The organism is Cyanobium gracile PCC 6307 (assembly GCF_000316515.1).
Taxonomy (GTDB): domain Bacteria; phylum Cyanobacteriota; class Cyanobacteriia; order PCC-6307; family Cyanobiaceae; genus Cyanobium; species Cyanobium gracile.
In genome coordinates this window covers 2,858,183-2,873,951 of sequence record NC_019675.1, presented here as the reverse complement: position 1 = coordinate 2,873,951, position 15,769 = coordinate 2,858,183, and the positions used below count along the sequence as shown (strand labels likewise).

At 69.2% G+C, this 15,769-nt stretch carries 11 protein-coding genes; 5 read left to right on the top strand and 6 right to left on the bottom strand.

The features are described 5' to 3' along the window. Window positions 1-69 precede the first annotated feature (69 nt). Window positions 70-330 carry a hypothetical protein gene (locus tag CYAGR_RS13835; protein WP_015110463.1) on the top strand — a complete coding sequence of 87 codons (261 nt, stop codon included), beginning with the start codon at window positions 70-72 and terminating at the stop codon, window positions 328-330. Here the strand turns inward: CYAGR_RS13835 and CYAGR_RS13830 are convergent. Next, window positions 287-1,222, bottom strand: a complete 936-nt coding sequence (locus CYAGR_RS13830) for a TIGR01777 family oxidoreductase (protein WP_015110462.1) — start codon at window positions 1,220-1,222, stop codon at window positions 287-289. The two genes, CYAGR_RS13835 and CYAGR_RS13830, sit on opposite strands and share 44 nt — an antisense overlap. A gap of 77 nt (window positions 1,223-1,299) precedes the next feature. Here CYAGR_RS13830 and ndhO point away from each other — a divergent pair, with 77 nt between their 5' ends. Further along, window positions 1,300-1,545, top strand: coding sequence for an NAD(P)H-quinone oxidoreductase subunit O (ndhO, locus tag CYAGR_RS13825; RefSeq protein WP_015110461.1), 246 nt, complete (start codon window positions 1,300-1,302; stop codon window positions 1,543-1,545). Here ndhO and CYAGR_RS13820 read toward each other — a convergent pair. The 5 genes from CYAGR_RS13820 to CYAGR_RS13800 form a co-directional block, all read right to left on the bottom strand. Continuing rightward, entirely contained in the window at window positions 1,542-2,237 is a 696-nt protein-coding gene (locus CYAGR_RS13820; RefSeq protein WP_015110460.1) for a J domain-containing protein, read from the bottom strand. The two genes, ndhO and CYAGR_RS13820, sit on opposite strands and share 4 nt — an antisense overlap. Before the next feature lie 167 nt (window positions 2,238-2,404). Beyond that, complete coding sequence (locus CYAGR_RS13815; RefSeq protein WP_015110459.1) at window positions 2,405-4,174, bottom strand: iron uptake porin; 1,770 nt, start codon at window positions 4,172-4,174, stop codon at window positions 2,405-2,407. 251 nt (window positions 4,175-4,425) lie between these two features. Next, the gene (locus CYAGR_RS13810) at window positions 4,426-6,183 is read right to left on the bottom strand and encodes an iron uptake porin (protein WP_015110458.1); all 1,758 of its coding nucleotides are present in this window, start codon (window positions 6,181-6,183) and stop codon (window positions 4,426-4,428) included. Between the two features lie 204 nt (window positions 6,184-6,387). Continuing rightward, window positions 6,388-8,208 carry an iron uptake porin gene (locus CYAGR_RS13805; RefSeq protein ID WP_015110457.1) on the bottom strand — a complete coding sequence of 607 codons (1,821 nt, stop codon included), beginning with the start codon at window positions 8,206-8,208 and terminating at the stop codon, window positions 6,388-6,390. A gap of 208 nt (window positions 8,209-8,416) precedes the next feature. Beyond that, window positions 8,417-10,159: an iron uptake porin gene (locus CYAGR_RS13800; protein ID WP_015110456.1), complete on the bottom strand. Its 1,743-nt coding sequence runs from the start codon at window positions 10,157-10,159 to the stop codon at window positions 8,417-8,419. Between the two features lie 127 nt (window positions 10,160-10,286). Between CYAGR_RS13800 and CYAGR_RS13795 the strand changes: the two genes are divergently transcribed. The 3 genes from CYAGR_RS13795 to CYAGR_RS13785 are packed head-to-tail and all read left to right on the top strand — an operon-like array spanning window position 10,287 to window position 15,765. Next, window positions 10,287-11,852 (top strand): ArnT family glycosyltransferase, encoded by a 1,566-nt coding sequence (locus CYAGR_RS13795; protein WP_015110455.1) that lies wholly within the window; start codon window positions 10,287-10,289, stop codon window positions 11,850-11,852. Beyond that, window positions 11,849-14,365, top strand: a complete 2,517-nt coding sequence (locus tag CYAGR_RS13790) for a glycosyltransferase family 39 protein (protein ID WP_015110454.1) — start codon at window positions 11,849-11,851, stop codon at window positions 14,363-14,365. The genes CYAGR_RS13795 and CYAGR_RS13790 overlap by 4 nt, the downstream gene beginning before the upstream one ends. After that, the gene (locus CYAGR_RS13785; protein ID WP_015110453.1) at window positions 14,362-15,765 is read left to right on the top strand and encodes a glycosyltransferase; all 1,404 of its coding nucleotides are present in this window, start codon (window positions 14,362-14,364) and stop codon (window positions 15,763-15,765) included. Before CYAGR_RS13790 ends, CYAGR_RS13785 begins: the two co-directional genes overlap by 4 nt. Window positions 15,766-15,769 lie beyond the last annotated feature (4 nt).

Below are 15,769 nucleotides of genomic sequence, written 5' to 3'. Positions count from 1 at the left end.
ACACCAAGCACGGTCGAGTTTAGGTTTGGGCTCACCGGGGATTTCCCCCTCCCGGCTCACCCCGCAGGCATGAGCACTCCCTCCACCGGCCCCGTCGCGCAGGTGCGCCGCGTTCTCGATGTCGTGCTGGTGGCCGACGTCTTCCTGGTGCTGGCGGGAGCCCTGTTCTTCGCCGTGGCGGTGGTGCTGCATGGCCAGCGGCTGGATGCTCCCCTGGAGCTCTTCCAGCGGCTGTGGCAGCCCCTGTTCACGCCGGCCATCGGCCTGCTGATGGCCGCGGCCCTGCTCAGCGGTGGGCTGGGGTGGTGGCAGCGGCGAGGGCAGCGCTGAGCTCCGGGTACTGGAAGTGGAATCCCTGGGCCAGCAGCCGCTCGGGGCGGACCTGCTGCCCTTCGAGCACCACGGCGGCACCATCGCCGAGCAGCAGTTGCAGCAGGGGGCCGGGCACCGGCAGCAGGCTGGGCCGGCCGAGGGCACGGCCGAGGCTGGAGGCGAAGATCCCCATGCGGGTGGGCTCCGGGGCCACGGCGTTGTAGGGGCCGGCGTAGGCGTCGTCCTCAAGGGCGGTGACGATCAGCCGGCAGAGGTCGTGGCGATGGATCCAGCTCATCCACTGCTGGCCGCTGCCCACCGGCCCGCCGAAACCGGCCCGGAACACGGGCAGCATCTTGCCGAGGGCGCCGCCATCGGGCCCAAGCACGATGCCCACGCGCAGCACCACGAGGCGGCAGGCTTCGGGGGCGACCTGGGTGGCGGCTTCCCAGCGGGCACAGAGGCGGGCCAGGAAATCATCGCCGGGGGGGCTGGCCTCCGTGAAGGCGGCCTCCAGGCTGGTGCCGTAATACCCCACGGCCGAACCGTTCACCAGCACCCGGGGCGGCGTGGTCAGGGCCGCCATCGCCCCCACCAGCTGGGTGGTCGTGCCGATGCGGCTGTCGAGCAGGCGCTGGCGGTGCGCCGGCGTCCAGCGCTGGTCGGCGATCGGCTCCCCCGCCAGGTTGACGACCCCATCGGCCGCCGCCAGGGCCTCCAGCAGCGCCGGCTGGCGCCAGCTGGCCGGGTCGGACGGATCGAAGCAGAGGGTGATGAGACGGGGGTCGGCCGCCTCGCTGTCGGGCCGGGGGCGACGGCTCACCAGGGTGAGCTGGTGGCCGAGGTTGAGCAGGAACGGCACCAGCTCCCGGCCGACGAAACCGGTGCATCCGAGCAGAAGCAGTCGCATGCCCACCGTTCCAGCGGAATCCAGTGCCGAGGTTAGGTTCTGGCGGCCCTAACCTGGGCTGATCCCTCCTCCCCACGATGGCTGAGTCCGCGCCTGCCGCTCCCCCGAGCCTGAAAAAGGGTGCCCTGGTCCGGGTGAACCGAGCCGCCTACACCAACAGCCTGGAGGCCGGCGCCAGCGACCCGGTGCCCCCCGGCTACCTGTTCGAAGGGCCCGGAGAGATCCTGGCCATCCAGGGGGAGCACGCCCAGCTGCGCTGGCGCCTGCCCGTTCCCGACGTGTGGCTGCGGCTCGACCAGCTCGAGGCCATGCCCGCCAGCTAGAGCTCCACTCGGCGCCGTTCCTCCTTCAGACGGCTGCGGCGCAGCCGGGCCTCCCGCAGCATCTCCTTGCCGTCATGGAGGTAGCTGTCGACATAGCCCATGGTGTAGCGCTCCAGCTCCACCAGGGCATCCTGCACCTGGCTGAGGCAGTGGTAGAGGCTGAGGCCGAACCCCTTGGCCGCCGCTGGGCAGGCCCGGGAGCGGTAGAGGGCCTCCACCTTTTCCATGCGCTGCCGGCTCTGGTCGAGGAAGGCGCAGAACGCCCCCATCAGCGCGTCGTCGTAGGGGTCGGCGGCCAGGGAGCGAAGCTGGGCCGGGAAGGGATTGATCACCTGCCCGATCAGCCGGTCGATCGGCACGTACACCTGCTGGAGCCAGCCCAGCAGCTCCTCGTCACTGGCGGCCCCGACGCCGCGATGGCGAGGCGCCGCTGGCCCCCTGGCCGTCGCGGAGCCCGCCGCGGCGGGGTGTGCCGGTGCCGCGACGCCCGCTCCGTGGTCGTAAAGGCGGCGCCGGTCCCCGTCGCCCAGCACCTCCCAGGCCGCATTCAGGGCCAGGATCGTGCGCGGGTCACCGCCGGCATCCGGGTGATGCCGTTTGACGAGGGCCCGGTAGGCCGCCTTGATTTCCGCAGTGGTGGCCCCAGGCGTGACCCCGAGGATGGCGTAATGGTCGGCGGAGGTCCTGGCCATGCGCTGACGGCGCCATCTGGATCCAGCATCGCCGATGGGCCCGCCCGGACGGCCCGGCCGCGCCCGCCCATGAAAAAGCCCCCCTGGAGAGGGGGGCTGAAGGGTTGTGAGGAAGGGTGAGGAGAAAGGAGCGCCGATCTGGAGGGACCGATGGGGACCCCGGGGAATCAGAACCGGAACTGGGTCTGGACCAGACCGCCGAGCACGCTGCTCGACTGGCCGGCGGTGGTGAACTGGCCGTTGGGGCGGCTCAGATAAAACAGGGCCGGGGTCACGCTGATGTTGTCGGTGACCTGGAACCGGTACCACCATTCCCAGACGAAGTTGCCGTCCTGGGGCGTCTGGCCGTTGCGCAGGGAGGTGGCGAACACCGGCTGACCCACGGCCATGCCGAGGGCATTGCCCTTGGCGAACGCATCGGCCCACTGCAGGCCGACACTCCAGGACTGGCTGGCGCCCCGGTTGGCCGACTGGTTGAAGGTCGGCACCGTGTCGAAGGTCGGCACCCGCACCGACGTGGCCCCGACGCGCAGCAGGGCGGTCTGGGGGTTCAGTTGGGGCTGGGTCAGGGCGTTGTAGCCCCAGCCCAGGTTGATCGAGGGGATCCAGCCGCTCTTCTTGGGCTGCCACGCGAAGGTGGTGGCGAAGTTGTTGGAGTAGGAGGCGTTGGTGCCGAAGTTCTCCGAACCCAGGAAGTTGTTGTTGATGTTGGGGCAGTCGACCGCCGGCTGGGCGAAGGAGGTGCCGCGGCGGAAGTTCTGGCCGCACTGGACGTAGCTCCAGGCGAAGGCGAAGCGCCAGTTCTTGCCGGCGAAACCGGCCTGGGTCGTCCAGGTCCCGCGGCTGCGTTCGTTCAGCAGGCCCCCCTGGCTGGGGTTGCCATTGTCACCGTTGGGGGCGACGTAGGCGGTGGAGATCGCGAAGAAGGGCTTGCCCTTCTTGACGTTCTGCTTCCACATCAGGCCGAAGGTGGAACCGGTGGCTTTGTTGTAGGTGCCGGGGGCGCCGTGCAGCGTGAAGACATCAAGGATGCCACCGTTGTAGAACCAGGGCGTGATCGCCAGGAACTCGGTGTTCCGGGCCCGGGCACCGACCAGGGCGGTGAAGTCGCGGCCGATCGGGAAGCGGTAGTAGAGACGGTCGATGTTGACGACGTCAGCTCCACCGACCGGGGAGAAGGCGCGATCCAGCGCCATCAGGTTGTAGGGCTGGCCGCCGAAGGGGCTGTTGTTGAAGTTGCCGCTGCGCAGACGGGTGTACAGCAGGTCCTTGCCGGTGAAGCTGGTGAGGAAGTTGAGGCGGATGTCGTAGTTGAACACCGTGGCGCCCCAGTTGCGCCGGTTGTTGGCGGGGAAGGCGTTGGCCGCAGCGGCCGGCACACCGACGGCGGGGTTCGGCAGGCCCTGGTTGCCACCGAAGCTGTTGGAGCCGATCACGAAGACCGCATCACCCTGGAGCTTGGTGGTGGTGGAGAACTGGGTGGCCTCCAGCTCGCCCACCTTGGCCTCCAGGCCATCCACCCGGCCGCGCAGCACGGCGAGTTCCTTCTCGAACTCCTCCATCAGGCGCTTCAGCTCGTCGGTCACTTCGGTGATCCGATCGAGGCAGGCGTTCAGCAGGGCCGCCGCTTCATAGCGGGTCATGGCCTGGCCGCCCTTGTAGGTGCCGTTCGGATAGCCGGCGACGCAGCCGTAGCGCTCGATCAGGTTCGAGAGCGCCTGGTAGGCCCAGTCGGTGGGCTTGACGTCGGAGAACTGGTTGATGCTGGTGACCTGGTTCTGGGCTTCCCAGGCCTTGAAGCTGTCAATGTTCTGCTGCTCCATATAGGTGGAGATCTCCGCCCGCTGGGACGGGGAGATCTCACCGGCCGAAGCGGCAAGCGGCGACAGCAGCCCAAGGGCCACCGGCGCCAGCAGGAATTGCTGGAAGGGTTTCATTGGTCCTCACACCAAAAAGAGGAATCCCCCGGAGGGGACGGCGCAAAGGTATAGGAATCCGCCTGCCCGGAAGAAAGGCCGGATTACACCGGCTGGTATTGCAGCTGACATGGAAACCCCGATGATCCTCGCTGTCGGAAGAAGGAAAGGACCGGGCAAGGTCCTGACAGGGCGGCCGTGATCAGCACCCGGGAGAGGGAAAGCCCCCCGTGGAGGGGGGCCGGAGCGCTGTGAGGAGGGAAGCCGAAGGATCAGAACCGGAACTGGGTCTGGACCAGACCGCCGAGCACACTGCTCGACTGGCCGGCGGTGGTGAACTGGCCGTTGGGGCGGCTCAGATAAAACAGGGCCGGGGTCACGCTGATGTTGTCGGTGACCTGGAACTTGTACCACCACTCCCAGATGAAGTTGCCGTCCTGGGGGGTCTCGCCGTTGCGCAGCGAGGTGGTGAACACCGGCTGGCCCACCGCCATGCCGGCCTCGTTGCCCTTGGCGAACACGTCGGTCCACTGCAGGCCGACACTCCAGGACTGGCTGGCGCCCCGGTTGGCCGACTGGTTGAAGGTCGGCACGGTGTCGCGCACCGGCACATTGATGCCGTTGATCCTGGCCAGGACAGGGTTCAGCGCCGGCTGGGTGAGGGCGTTGTAGCCCCAGCCCAGGTTGATGGAGGGGATCCAGCCGCTCTTCCTGGGCTGCCACGCGAAGGTGGTGGCGAAGTTGTTGGCGTAGGCGGCGCTGTTGCCGTAGGCCTCCGAACCCAGGAAGTTGTTGTTGATGCTGGGGCAGCCGACCGCCGGCTGGGCAAAGGAGGTGCCGCGGCGGAAGTTCTGGCCGCACTGGACGTAGCTCCAGGCGACGGCGAAACGCCATTGCTTGCCGGCGATGCCGGCCTGGGTCGTCCACGTGCCGCGGCTGCGCTCGTTCAGCAGGCCCCCCTGGCTGGGGTTGCCGTTGTCAGCCACAGGGGCGACGTAGGCGGTGGAGACCGCGAAGTAGGGCTTGCCCTTGGGAACGTTCTGCTTCCACATCAGGCCGAAGGTGGAGCCGGTGGCCTTGTTGTAGGCGCCGGGAGCCCCGTGCAGGGTGAAGACGTCGAGGATCTCCGACTTGTAGAACCAGGGGGAAATCGCCAGGAACTCGGTGGCGCGGGCCTTCGCGCCGATCAGGGCCGTGAAGTCGCGACCGATCGGAAAGCGGTAGTAGAGGCGGTCGATGAAGACGGTGTCCGCCCCGGCCGTGGGCGCCGTGAGCTTGTCCAGCGCCATCAGGTTGTAGGGCTGGCCGTTGAAGGGGCTGTTGTTGGCATTGCCGCTGCGCAGACGGGTGTACAGCAGGTCCTTGCCGGTGAAGCTGGTGAGGAAATTGAGGCGGACGTCGTAGTTGAACACCGTGGCGCCCCAGTTGCGCCGGTTGTTGGCGGGGAAGGCATTGGCCGCACCGGCCGGCACACCGACGGCCGGGTTCGGCAGGTTCTGGTTACCACCGAAGCTGTTGGCACCGATCACGAACGTGGCTTCGCCCTGAAGCCGGGTGGTGGTGGAGAACTGGGTGGCCTCCAGCTCGCCCACCTTGGCCTCCAGGCCATCCACACGGCCGCGCAGCACGGCGAGTTCCTTCTCGAACTCCTCCATCAGGCGCTTCAGCTCGTCGGTCACCTCGGTGATCCGGTCGAGGCAAGCGTTCAGCAGGGCCGCCGCCTCAAACCGGGTCATGGCCTGGCCGCCCTTGTAGGTGCCGTTCGGGTAACCGGCGACGCAGCCGTAGCGCTCGATCAGGTTCGAGAGCGCCTGGTAGGCCCAGTCGGTGGGCTTGACGTCGGAAAACTGGTTGATGCTGGTGACCTGGTTCTGGGCTTCCCAGGCCTTGAAGCTGTCAATGTTCTGCTGCTCCATATAGGTGGAGATCTCCGCCCTCTGGGACGGGGAGATCTCGCCGGCCGAAGCGGCAAGCGGCGACAGCAGCCCAAGGGCCACCGGCGCCAGCAGGAATTGCTGGAAGGGTTTCATTGGTCCTCACACCAAAAAGAGGAATCCCCGACAGGGGAGACCAGAAGGTATCGGCGTGCCAGGGACGGGAACGGGAAAGGGTCACGGGGCGGTGTGACCATTGGAACAAGGCGAGGTGATCCGGCTGGGATCAGAGAAGAAAAATGCCCGGCTGCAGTGCAGCCGGGCCAACGAGAGGACGGTGTGAGGAAAGGCTCTGACGAATCAGAACTTGAAGGTGGTCTTGATGAAGCCGCCGAAGTTGTTGAAGTCGGAGCCCACAGGACCGATCGCACCGACGTTCTTGGAAACCTGACCCAGGGGAGCGCTCAGGTAGTAGAGCGCCGGGGTCACGCTGATGTTGTCGGTGACCTGGAACTTGTACCACCACTCCCAGGCGTAGTTGCCATCGACGATGGCGGTGGCGGCGGCGGGACCACCGAAGACGGCGGGACCGGCGCTGACGGACGTCAGGAAGGTGGGCTGACCCACGGCCATGCCGAAGGAGTTGCCCTTGATGAACACGTCATCCCACTGCAGACCCACGTACCAGGACTGGCTGGTGGCGTTGGTGATGCCGGTGGTGGAGACGAGGTTCGCGGCGCCGTTGAGGTTGGTGGTGCCGTTGTAGTTGCTGCGGTTGATGCCCCAGCCGGCGCTGATCGAGGGGATCCAGCCGGAGTCGGTGGGCTGCCAGTAGGCGCTGATGCCCACCGAGTTGGTGGCGGCGGCGTTGGTCTGGAAGATGGTGGCCAGCGGAGTGCCGTTGCCGGTGTAGAGACCGGCACCACCCGAAGAGTAGGTGTAGGCCGCCGCGATGCCCCAGTTGGAGCCGGTGTAGGCGATCTGGCCGGTACCGGTCTGGGCGGAGCAGGCGTTGCCGATGCCGCCGCAGTTCGCCGTGCCGGCGATCGGGTTGCCCACGTCACCGTTGGCGGAGACGTAGTTGGCGCTGATGCTGAAGCCGCCGCTCTTCCACCACAGACCACCACCAGCGCCGAGGTTCAGGCTGTAGGTGCCAGGAGCACCGGCGTAGGTGAAGATGTCGAGGACGGTGTCAGCCGGGTAGGCGGACGGCCAGACGGCCAGCATGTCGTCCTGACGGACGCGACCACCGATGGTGGCGGTGAAGTTGCTGCCCAGGGGGAACTGGTAGAAGAGGCGGTTGATGGCGACCACGTCACCGCAGTCAACGCCCAGGCCGCAGTTCTCCTCAAACCCGGCTTCGGTAGCGTTCAGGCCGACGACCGGCTGACCGAAGGGACCTTGGGCGAAGTTACCGGCCCGCAGACGGGTGCGGAGCAGGTCCTTGCCGGTGAAGCTGGTGTCGAAGTTGAGCTGGATGTCGTAGTTGAAGGCCGTGGCGCCCTGGGTCTGGCGGGCCTGGTTCGCCCAGGTGTTGGGGACGTAGCCGAAGCCGGCGGGGTTCGCCCCGAAGGCACCGGGCACGAAGGAAGGAATCACAGCTCCGGCCCCGACCAGGCTGGCGGGCAGCAGGACGGCGGCGGGGTCGTTGGGAACGGCGGGCAGGAAGACCCCAGGCACCGGAACGATCTGGGCGTTACCGCCGTAGCTGTTGGCCCCCATGATGAAGGTGGCCTTACCGGTCAGCTTGGTGGTGGTGGAGAACTGGGTGGCCTCCAGCTCGCCCACCTTGGCCTCCAGGCCATCCACACGGCCGCGCAGCACGGCGAGTTCCTTCTCGAACTCGGCCATCAGGCGCTTCAGCTCGTCGGTCACCTCGGTGATCCGGTCGAGGCAGGCGTTCAGGAGGGCCGCCGCTTCATAGCGGGTCATGGCCTGGCCGCCCTTGTAGGTGCCGTTCGGGTAGCCGGCGACGCAGCCGTAGCGCTCGATCAGGTTCGAGAGCGCCTGGAAGGCCCAGTCGGTGGGCTTGACGTCGGAGAACTGGTTGATGCTGGTGACTTGCTCCTCGGAGGCGTACTTGTTGACGCCGTCGATGTTGAGCTCAGCCGCCTGGACCGCCACGGGGGCGAGCAGGCCGAGAGCGGCAGGAGCAACCAGCAGTTGCTGGAAGGGCTTCATGGATTCCTCACACAATAAGGAGTGCTGTTCCATGCCGGAACACGTGAAAGTATAGGTCCTGTTTCTTGCCCTGCAAGCAGCAAGTCAGACTCAGGTAACGATCGATCAAGCGCCCCAAGTCACCAGGTTCGACAACATACAAAAAAGCCCGACTGCAATGCAGCCGGGCGAGTTTGAGGACGTTGTGAGAGAAGTGAATCCCGAAGGATCAGAATTTGAAGGTGGTCTTGATGAAGCCGCCGAAGTTGTTGAAATCGGTACCGGTGGTTCCGATCGCGCCAACGTTCTTGGAGACCTGGCCCAGGGGAGCGCTCAGGTAGTAGAGCGCCGGGGTCACGCTGATGTTGTCGGTGACCTGGAACTTGTACCACCACTCCCAGGCGTAGTTGCCATCGACGATGGCGGTGGCGGCGGCGGGACCACCGAAGACGGGGTTGCCACCGCTGACGGCGGTCAGGAAGGTGGGCTGACCCACGGCCATACCGGCGGAGTTGCCCTTGATGAACACGTCATCCCACTGCAGACCCACGTACCAGGACTGGCTGGTGGCGTTGGTGATGCCGGTGGTGGAGACGAGCCCACCATCCACGAAGCTGGTGCCGTTGAACTGGTTGCGGTTGATACCCCAGCCGGTGCTGATCGAGGGGATCCAGCCGGAGGTGCTGGGCTGCCAGTAGGCGCTGATGCCCACCGAGTTGGTGGCCGCCGAGTTCAGGAAGAGGGTGTTGGCCAGAGGCGTGGCGTTGCCGCCATAGGTGCCGGCACCACCCGAGGAGTAGGTGTAGGCCGCCGCGATGCCCCAGTTGGAGCCGGTGTAGGCCACCTGGGCCGTCCCGGTCTGGGCGGAGCAGGCGTTGCCGATACCGCCGCAGTTGGGGGTGCCTGCGATCGGGTTGCCCACGTCACCGTTGGCAGAGACGTAGTTGGCGCTGATGCTGAAGCCGCCGCTCTTCCACCACAGACCACCACCAGCGCCCAGGTTCAGGCTGTAGGTGCCGGGAGCACCGGCGTAGGTGAAGATGTCGAGGACGGTGTCAGCCGGGTAGGCGGACGGCCAGACGGCCAGCATGTCGTCCTGACGGACGCGACCACCGATGGTGGCGGTGAAGTTGCTGCCCAGGGGGAACTGGTAGAAGAGGCGGTTGATGGCGACCACGTCACCGCAGTCGACACCCAGGCCGCAGAATTCTTCGAAGCCGGCTTCCGTGGCGTTCAGGCCGACGGTGGGGCCGCCGAAGGGCGACTGGGCAAAGTTACCGGCCCGCAGACGGGTGCGGAGCAGGTCCTTGCCGGTGAAGCTGGTGTCGAAGTTGAGCTGGATGTCGTAGTTGAACGCCGTGGCGCCCTGGGTCTGACGGGCCTGGTTCTGCCAGGTGTTGGGAACAACAGGGCCGGCGGGACCGAAGGGTCCGGTGACGAAGGCGGGGACGCCGGTGAGCAGGGAAGCGGCGGGGCTCACCTGGGCGTTACCGCCGTAGCTGTTGGCCCCCATGATGAAGGTGGCCTTACCGGTCAGCTTGGTGGTGGTGGAGAACTGGGTGGCCTCCAGCTCGCCCACCTTGGCCTCCAGGCCATCCACCCGGCCGCGCAGCACGGCGAGTTCCTTCTCGAACTCGGCCATCAGGCGCTTCAGCTCGTCGGTCACCTCGGTGATCCGATCGAGGCAGGCGTTCAGCAGGGCCGCCGCTTCATAGCGGGTCATGGCCTGGCCGCCCTTGTAGGTGCCGTTCGGGTAGCCGGCGACGCAGCCGTAGCGCTCGATCAGGTTCGAGAGCGCCTGGTAGGCCCAGTCGGTGGGCTTGACGTCGGAAAACTGGTTGATGCTGGTGACTTGCTCCTCGGAGGCGTACTTGTTGACGCCGTCGATGTTGAGCTCAGCCGCCTGGACCGCCACGGGGGCGAGCAGGCCGAGAGCTGCAGGAGCAACCAGCAGTTGCTGGAAGAGTTTCATGGGTTCCTCACACGGAAGCGGCGCAATGCGCCAAACGAAGGATCCCGCACAGGACCAGGACCAGCCCGTCACCATGTGCCAGAAAGCACAACGTCCGGTACCCGGGGGTGCTGCCAGAGTGCCGCCCATGAAGGCCCTGTGGGCGTCGCTGCCCTTCCTGCCCCTGTTGCTGACGGCGGCGCCGCGCAGCTTCCTGGCCCACGACGAGGGCTACTACGCCCTGCAGGCCCGCTGGATCGCCCAGAGCGGCCAGTGGCTGGGCCCTCCCTGGTGGGACCAGGTGGTCTTTGATCGCAGCATCGGCCTGCCCTGGCTGATCGCCGCGGCCGGCCGGCTGCCGGGGGTGGGGCCCTGGTCGGCCCATCTGCCGTCCCTGGTCGCTGCCGTGGCCTGCCTGCTGCTCACGGCCGACCTGGCCCGACGGCTGCTGGACGGGGACGGCGCCGGCTGGCTGGCCGCGGCCGTGCTGGCCCTCACCCCCCTCTGGCTCGACTACGCCCATCTGGCCAGCCAGGACATGCCGCTGCTGGCCCTGGAACTGCTGGGCATCGTGGCCCTGCTGCGGGCCGGCGAGGTCCTCCAGCGGCCCTGGACGTTTCTGGCCGGCGCCTGGATCGGCCCGGCCTTCCTGATCAAGGGCTTCATGGTGGCCCTGCCCGTGCTGGCCCTGCTGCCCTTCCTGCTGCTGGAGCGCCGGGCCCTGCTGCGGCGGCCCGCCTTCTGGCTCGGCCTCGTCCTGGGCTGGCTGCCGGTGGCGCTGTGGCTGGGCCTGAGCCTCCGGGTGCTGGGCCTGCCGGTGGTGGCGGGCCTATGGCAGAAGCTGCTCTACCTCTCCGAAAGCGACGTCTACAGCGCGGGCCCCCTCTATTACCTCTGGAACCTGCCGGCCAACACCTTCCCCTGGAGCCTGCTGGCCCTGGGGGGCTGGTGGGGCTGGCTGGCCGGGCCCCTGGAGCGGCCCCGGCGCCTGCTCCTGCTGCTCTACCCGCTGCTGATGCTGCTGCTGCTAAGCGCCTTCCGCACCAAGACCCCCTACTACGGCCTCCAGCTCACCCCGTTCCTCGCCCTGGCGGCCACGGCCGGCCTGCGGTCCTGGGGCGCCGGCGCCGGTCGCTGGACCCGGGGGGTGACCCTCGGTGCCGGGGCGCTCGGGCTGGCGCTGGGGCTGGCGTCGCTGGCGGTGCTCTGGCCCGGAACCCCGGCCGGCCGCCTGGTGGCCAACGCGGTGGCAGACCTGCCCCCGTCTCCCCAGCTGTTCGCCGTGGCGGCGGGGTGCCTGGGGCTGGCTTGGGCCCTGGTGCCCTGGTGCCGCCCCGGCTCCCCCCGACTGGGGGCCCTGCTGATCGGCCCCTGGCTGGCCCTGGCCCTGCTGGTGCAGGCTGGCCTGTTCACCGATCGCAGCCCCCGGCAACGGCAGGCCCTGGAGCGCCCTGAGGCCAGGGCGGCGCTGGCGGCCGGGCCGATCGCGGCCGTGGCCGGTCTCCCCCTCAGCGGCAAGGAGCATGCCGGGCTGATCCTGGTGGCCCTGGCCAGCCCCCGGCTCACGGCCCGCATCGGTCCGGCGGAGCGGGTGCTCCCCGGGGAGCGGGTGTGGATCCGGCGCCGGGAGCTGCCGTCGGGATGGCCCGTGCGGCTGCAGGCCCCGGAGCTGGAGCCCTGGGTGCTGGCCCAGGCCCCGGGGGCGGCCCGATGAGACGGGCACGGGGCCGGGACGGGTGGATCCTGCTGGGGCTGTGGCTGGCGGGGGTGCTGCTGGATGTGCTCTGGCTGCAGCGCCACGCCCAGCCGCCGGCCTGGGACCAGGGGGAACACCTGAGTCGGGCCCTGGGGGTCTGGCAGGTGCTGGCTGAGGCGGCGCCCTTCGATCCGCTCTGGTGGCAACGGCTCTGGGCCGAGACCCCCACCTACCGGGGGCCGTTCACCTATCTGGTGACCGCACCGGTGTTCAGCCTGCTGGGGCCCGGGTATGGCAGCGCCATCCTCTCCAACAGCCTCTTCCAGGCCCTGCTCCTGGGCAGCCTCTACGGCCTGGAGCGACTGGCCCACGGCCGGGCCGCCGGCCTCTGGGCCGCCTTCCTCTGCGCCGTCGCACCGGCCCTGCTGAACCAGCGCAGCGATTACCTGATCGATTTCAGCCTGACGGCCGTGCTCACGGCCACCTGGTGGCTGCTGACGGTGCGGGTGCTCGGCCGCCCGCGACGCCCCTGGCTCTGGAGCCTGGGCGGAGGGCTGGGCCTCGGGGCGGTCGTTCTGACCCGTCCCACCGGCCTGGTGATGCTCTGGCTGCCCCTGCTGGCCCTGGCCTGGCGGGCCATCGCGCCCCTGCTGCGGCGGGGCCGGCCGGGCCCCCGGGCCCGTTTCGGTCGGCTGGCCGAGGGGCTGCTGGCGGCGGCGGCGGCGACGGCCGTGGCCTGGCCCTGGTGGAGCCAGAACTGGCTGACGATCCTCTCCACGGTCAACAAGGCCCGCCAGTGGGGCGTCCTCTACCAGGACGGCCTGGAGGCGAACACCCTGGCGGGCTGGCTGTTCTACCCCCGCCTGCTGCCGACCATGGCCGGGGCCGCCCTGGTGGCGGTGGTGGTGGCAGGGGGATCTCTGAGTTGGTGGCGACACCGCCGCATCCCCGCCGGCCCCCTGGCCTGGCGGGGACTCGCCTGGTGGCTGAGCTTTCCCCTCGGTGCCCTGCTGCTGGCCACCCTGATGAGCACCAAGGACTTCCGCTTCGTGCTCCCCCTGGTTCCCCAGCTGTGCCTCGGCCTGGGGGTCGTGCTGGCCTCGGCCACCGGCCGCTGGACCCCCGTCTGGAGGCTGGCGGTGGTGGCGATCGGGATCTGGGGGGCGCTGGCCAGCCAGTTCGCCCTGGCGGCCAATCCCACCGCCTTTCCGCCGCGCCCGCCCGTCGCCGGCCCCCCCTGGCCCCTGGAGGCGATCGTGGCCACGATCCGCCAGCGCAGTCCCCACCAGCTCTCCACCCTGGCGGTCCTGCCCGACAGCCAGGGGCTGAACGCCTTCAACCTCGACGCCGAAGGGCGCCGCCAGGAGTTCCGCGTCGCCGCCCGCCAGACCGTGGCCCCCGTCGACCAGCTCGACGGCGACCTGGCCGGCTTCGACTGGTTCCTGCTCAAGGGAGGCGACCAGGGGGTGATGAGCGATGAACGCCAGGCCGCCTTGGACGACCTGGTGCGTCGATCACCCGCCTTCCAGGCCGCCGGCCGCTGGCCCCTGCCGGATGGCAGCAGCGCCGAGCTCTTCGAGCGGCGGACCCTGGGCCTGGAGGTGCTCCCGGTGGCCTGCAGGCCGGAGCGGGACCTTGCGCTGGACCTGGCCGTCGAGCCGCCATCCCCCCTGCGGCCGGGCAGCGAGGTGGTGCTGGTGAGCCGTCTGCGGGGCCCGGCGGCCGAGCTGCGGGACGGCCTGCTGCTGCTCGACTGGCGGCCGCAGCCGGTGGTCCCCTCCGGCCAGGTCGCCGCCCGGGAGACGCCAGCCTGGCGCCATGACCGCGGCATCGGCCAGGGCATGGTGCGCGCCGCCCCCACCGGCTGCCTGGAGGTGCGCGAACGGCTGGTCCTGGTGGTGCCGGCCGGGCTGCCTGTGGGGTCCTACCGGCTCCGGGCCCGGGCCCTCGACCGCCAGGGGCGGCCGCTGGCCCTGCGCAGCGCCCCCCTGACGCTGACGGTGGCCGGCGGTGGTGCCCAGGAGGCCCAGGGCACGGAGACCCAGAACATGGACACCGTGGCACCCCCCAACCGCATCGACCAGCTGGTCGAACTCGGGAGGCTGCTGCGGGCCGGCGATCTCGACCGATTGTTCCGGCAGGTGGGGCAGATCAACCAGCGCGACCCCCAGCAGATCTACCTCTCCCAGGGGGAGCGGCTGCTGCGGGCCAGGCTGCAGGAGACTGGCGCCGACCCCGGGGAAGCCGATCTGGAGGACCTCTATGGTCTGGCCCTGGCCCAGGCGCTGCAGCGGCACGCCGATGGGGCCGTCGACACGCTGCAGCGCATCGTGTCCCTCGAACCCACCAATCCCCATTCCCTGATGGCCCTCGGCTTCGTGCAGCTCTACCGCTTCCACCCCGGCCAGGCCCAGGTGGCGCTGGATGCCGCCGCCCGGCTCGACCCCGGCAATCGCACCCTGCGGACGCTGCGGATCGTGGCCCGCGGCCTGCGGCTCGATGTGGCGGGCACCCTGGCCCTGCTGCGATGAACGGCACGCTCCAGCCGGAGGGACTGCAGCGGTTCCACCGCCGCAACCGCGCCTACTACGAGGACCTGAACCGCCTGCACCAGCTGCTGGTCGCCCCGGGTCTGCGGGTGCTCGAGATCGGCTGCGGCCTTGGCGATCTGCTGGCGGCCACCCACCCGGCCCACGGGGTGGGCATCGAGCGCGACCCCACCATCGCCGCCGCGGCCCGGGCGGCCCACCCCAACCTGCGGATCGTCTGCGCCGAGGCGGCGACGATCGACCCGGAGGCGATCGGGGAGAGCGCCCCCTTCGACGTGATCCTGCTGGCCAACACCCTCAACACCCTCGAGGACGTGCAGGGGGTGCTCGAGCGGCTGGCGGCGTTCTGCCATGACCGCACCCGGCTGGTGGTGAGTTTCCACAACTGGCTGTGGCAGCCCCTGCTCAAGGCGGCGGAAGGGCTGCGCCTGCGTCAGCCCCAGCCGCCCGAGAGCTGGCTCACCCCCCGGGATGTGCAGAACCTGCTCGATCTGGCCGGCTGGGAGGTGCTCAAGCAGGGGCACCGCTGCCTGCTGCCCCGCCGGATCCCCCTGCTCGCCCCTTTGGCCAACCGCTGGCTGAGCCAGCTGCCCGTGCTGGAGCAGTTCGGGCTCACCCACTGGCTGGTGGCCCGGCCCGCCACCCCGGCCCAGCGCCGCCCCAGCGTCAGCGTGGTGATCCCGGCCCGCAACGAGGCCGGCAACATCGCCGCCGCCATCGAGCGCATGCCCCTGCTGGGGTCGGCCACTGAGGTGCTGTTCGTGGAGGGCCACTCCTCCGATGCCACCTGGGAAGAGATCGAGCGGGTCTGCGCCTCCTACAGCGGCCCGCTGCAGCTGCGGGCCCTGCGCCAGAGCGGCCGCGGCAAGGCCGACGCCGTCTGGCTGGGCTTCGACCAGGCCGGGGGGGAGGTGCTGATGATCCTCGACGCCGACCTCACCGTGCGTCCCGAGGATCTGCCCCGGTTCTACAAGGCCCTGGCCGAGGGCCGCGGGGAGTTCGTCAACGGCTGCCGGCTGGTGTACCCCCGCAGCAGCGCCGCCATGCCGCCGCTGAACACGGCCGCCAACCGCTTCTTCGCGGCCTCCTTCTCCTGGCTGCTGCGCCAGCGGCTCAAGGACACCCTCTGCGGCACCAAGGTGATCTGGAAGGCCGACTACGAGCGCCTCAAGGCCGGGCGGGCCTACTTCGGCGACTTCGACCCCTTCGGCGACTTCGATCTGCTCTTCGGCGCGGCCAAGCTCAACCTCAAGATCGTGGAGGTGCCGGTGCGGTACCAGGAGCGCAGCTACGGCAGCTCCAACATCGCCCATGTGAAGGAGGGGCTGATCCTGGCGAGGATGTGTCTGTATGCGGCCCAGAAGCTGCGCTTCACCCCGTGAGCCT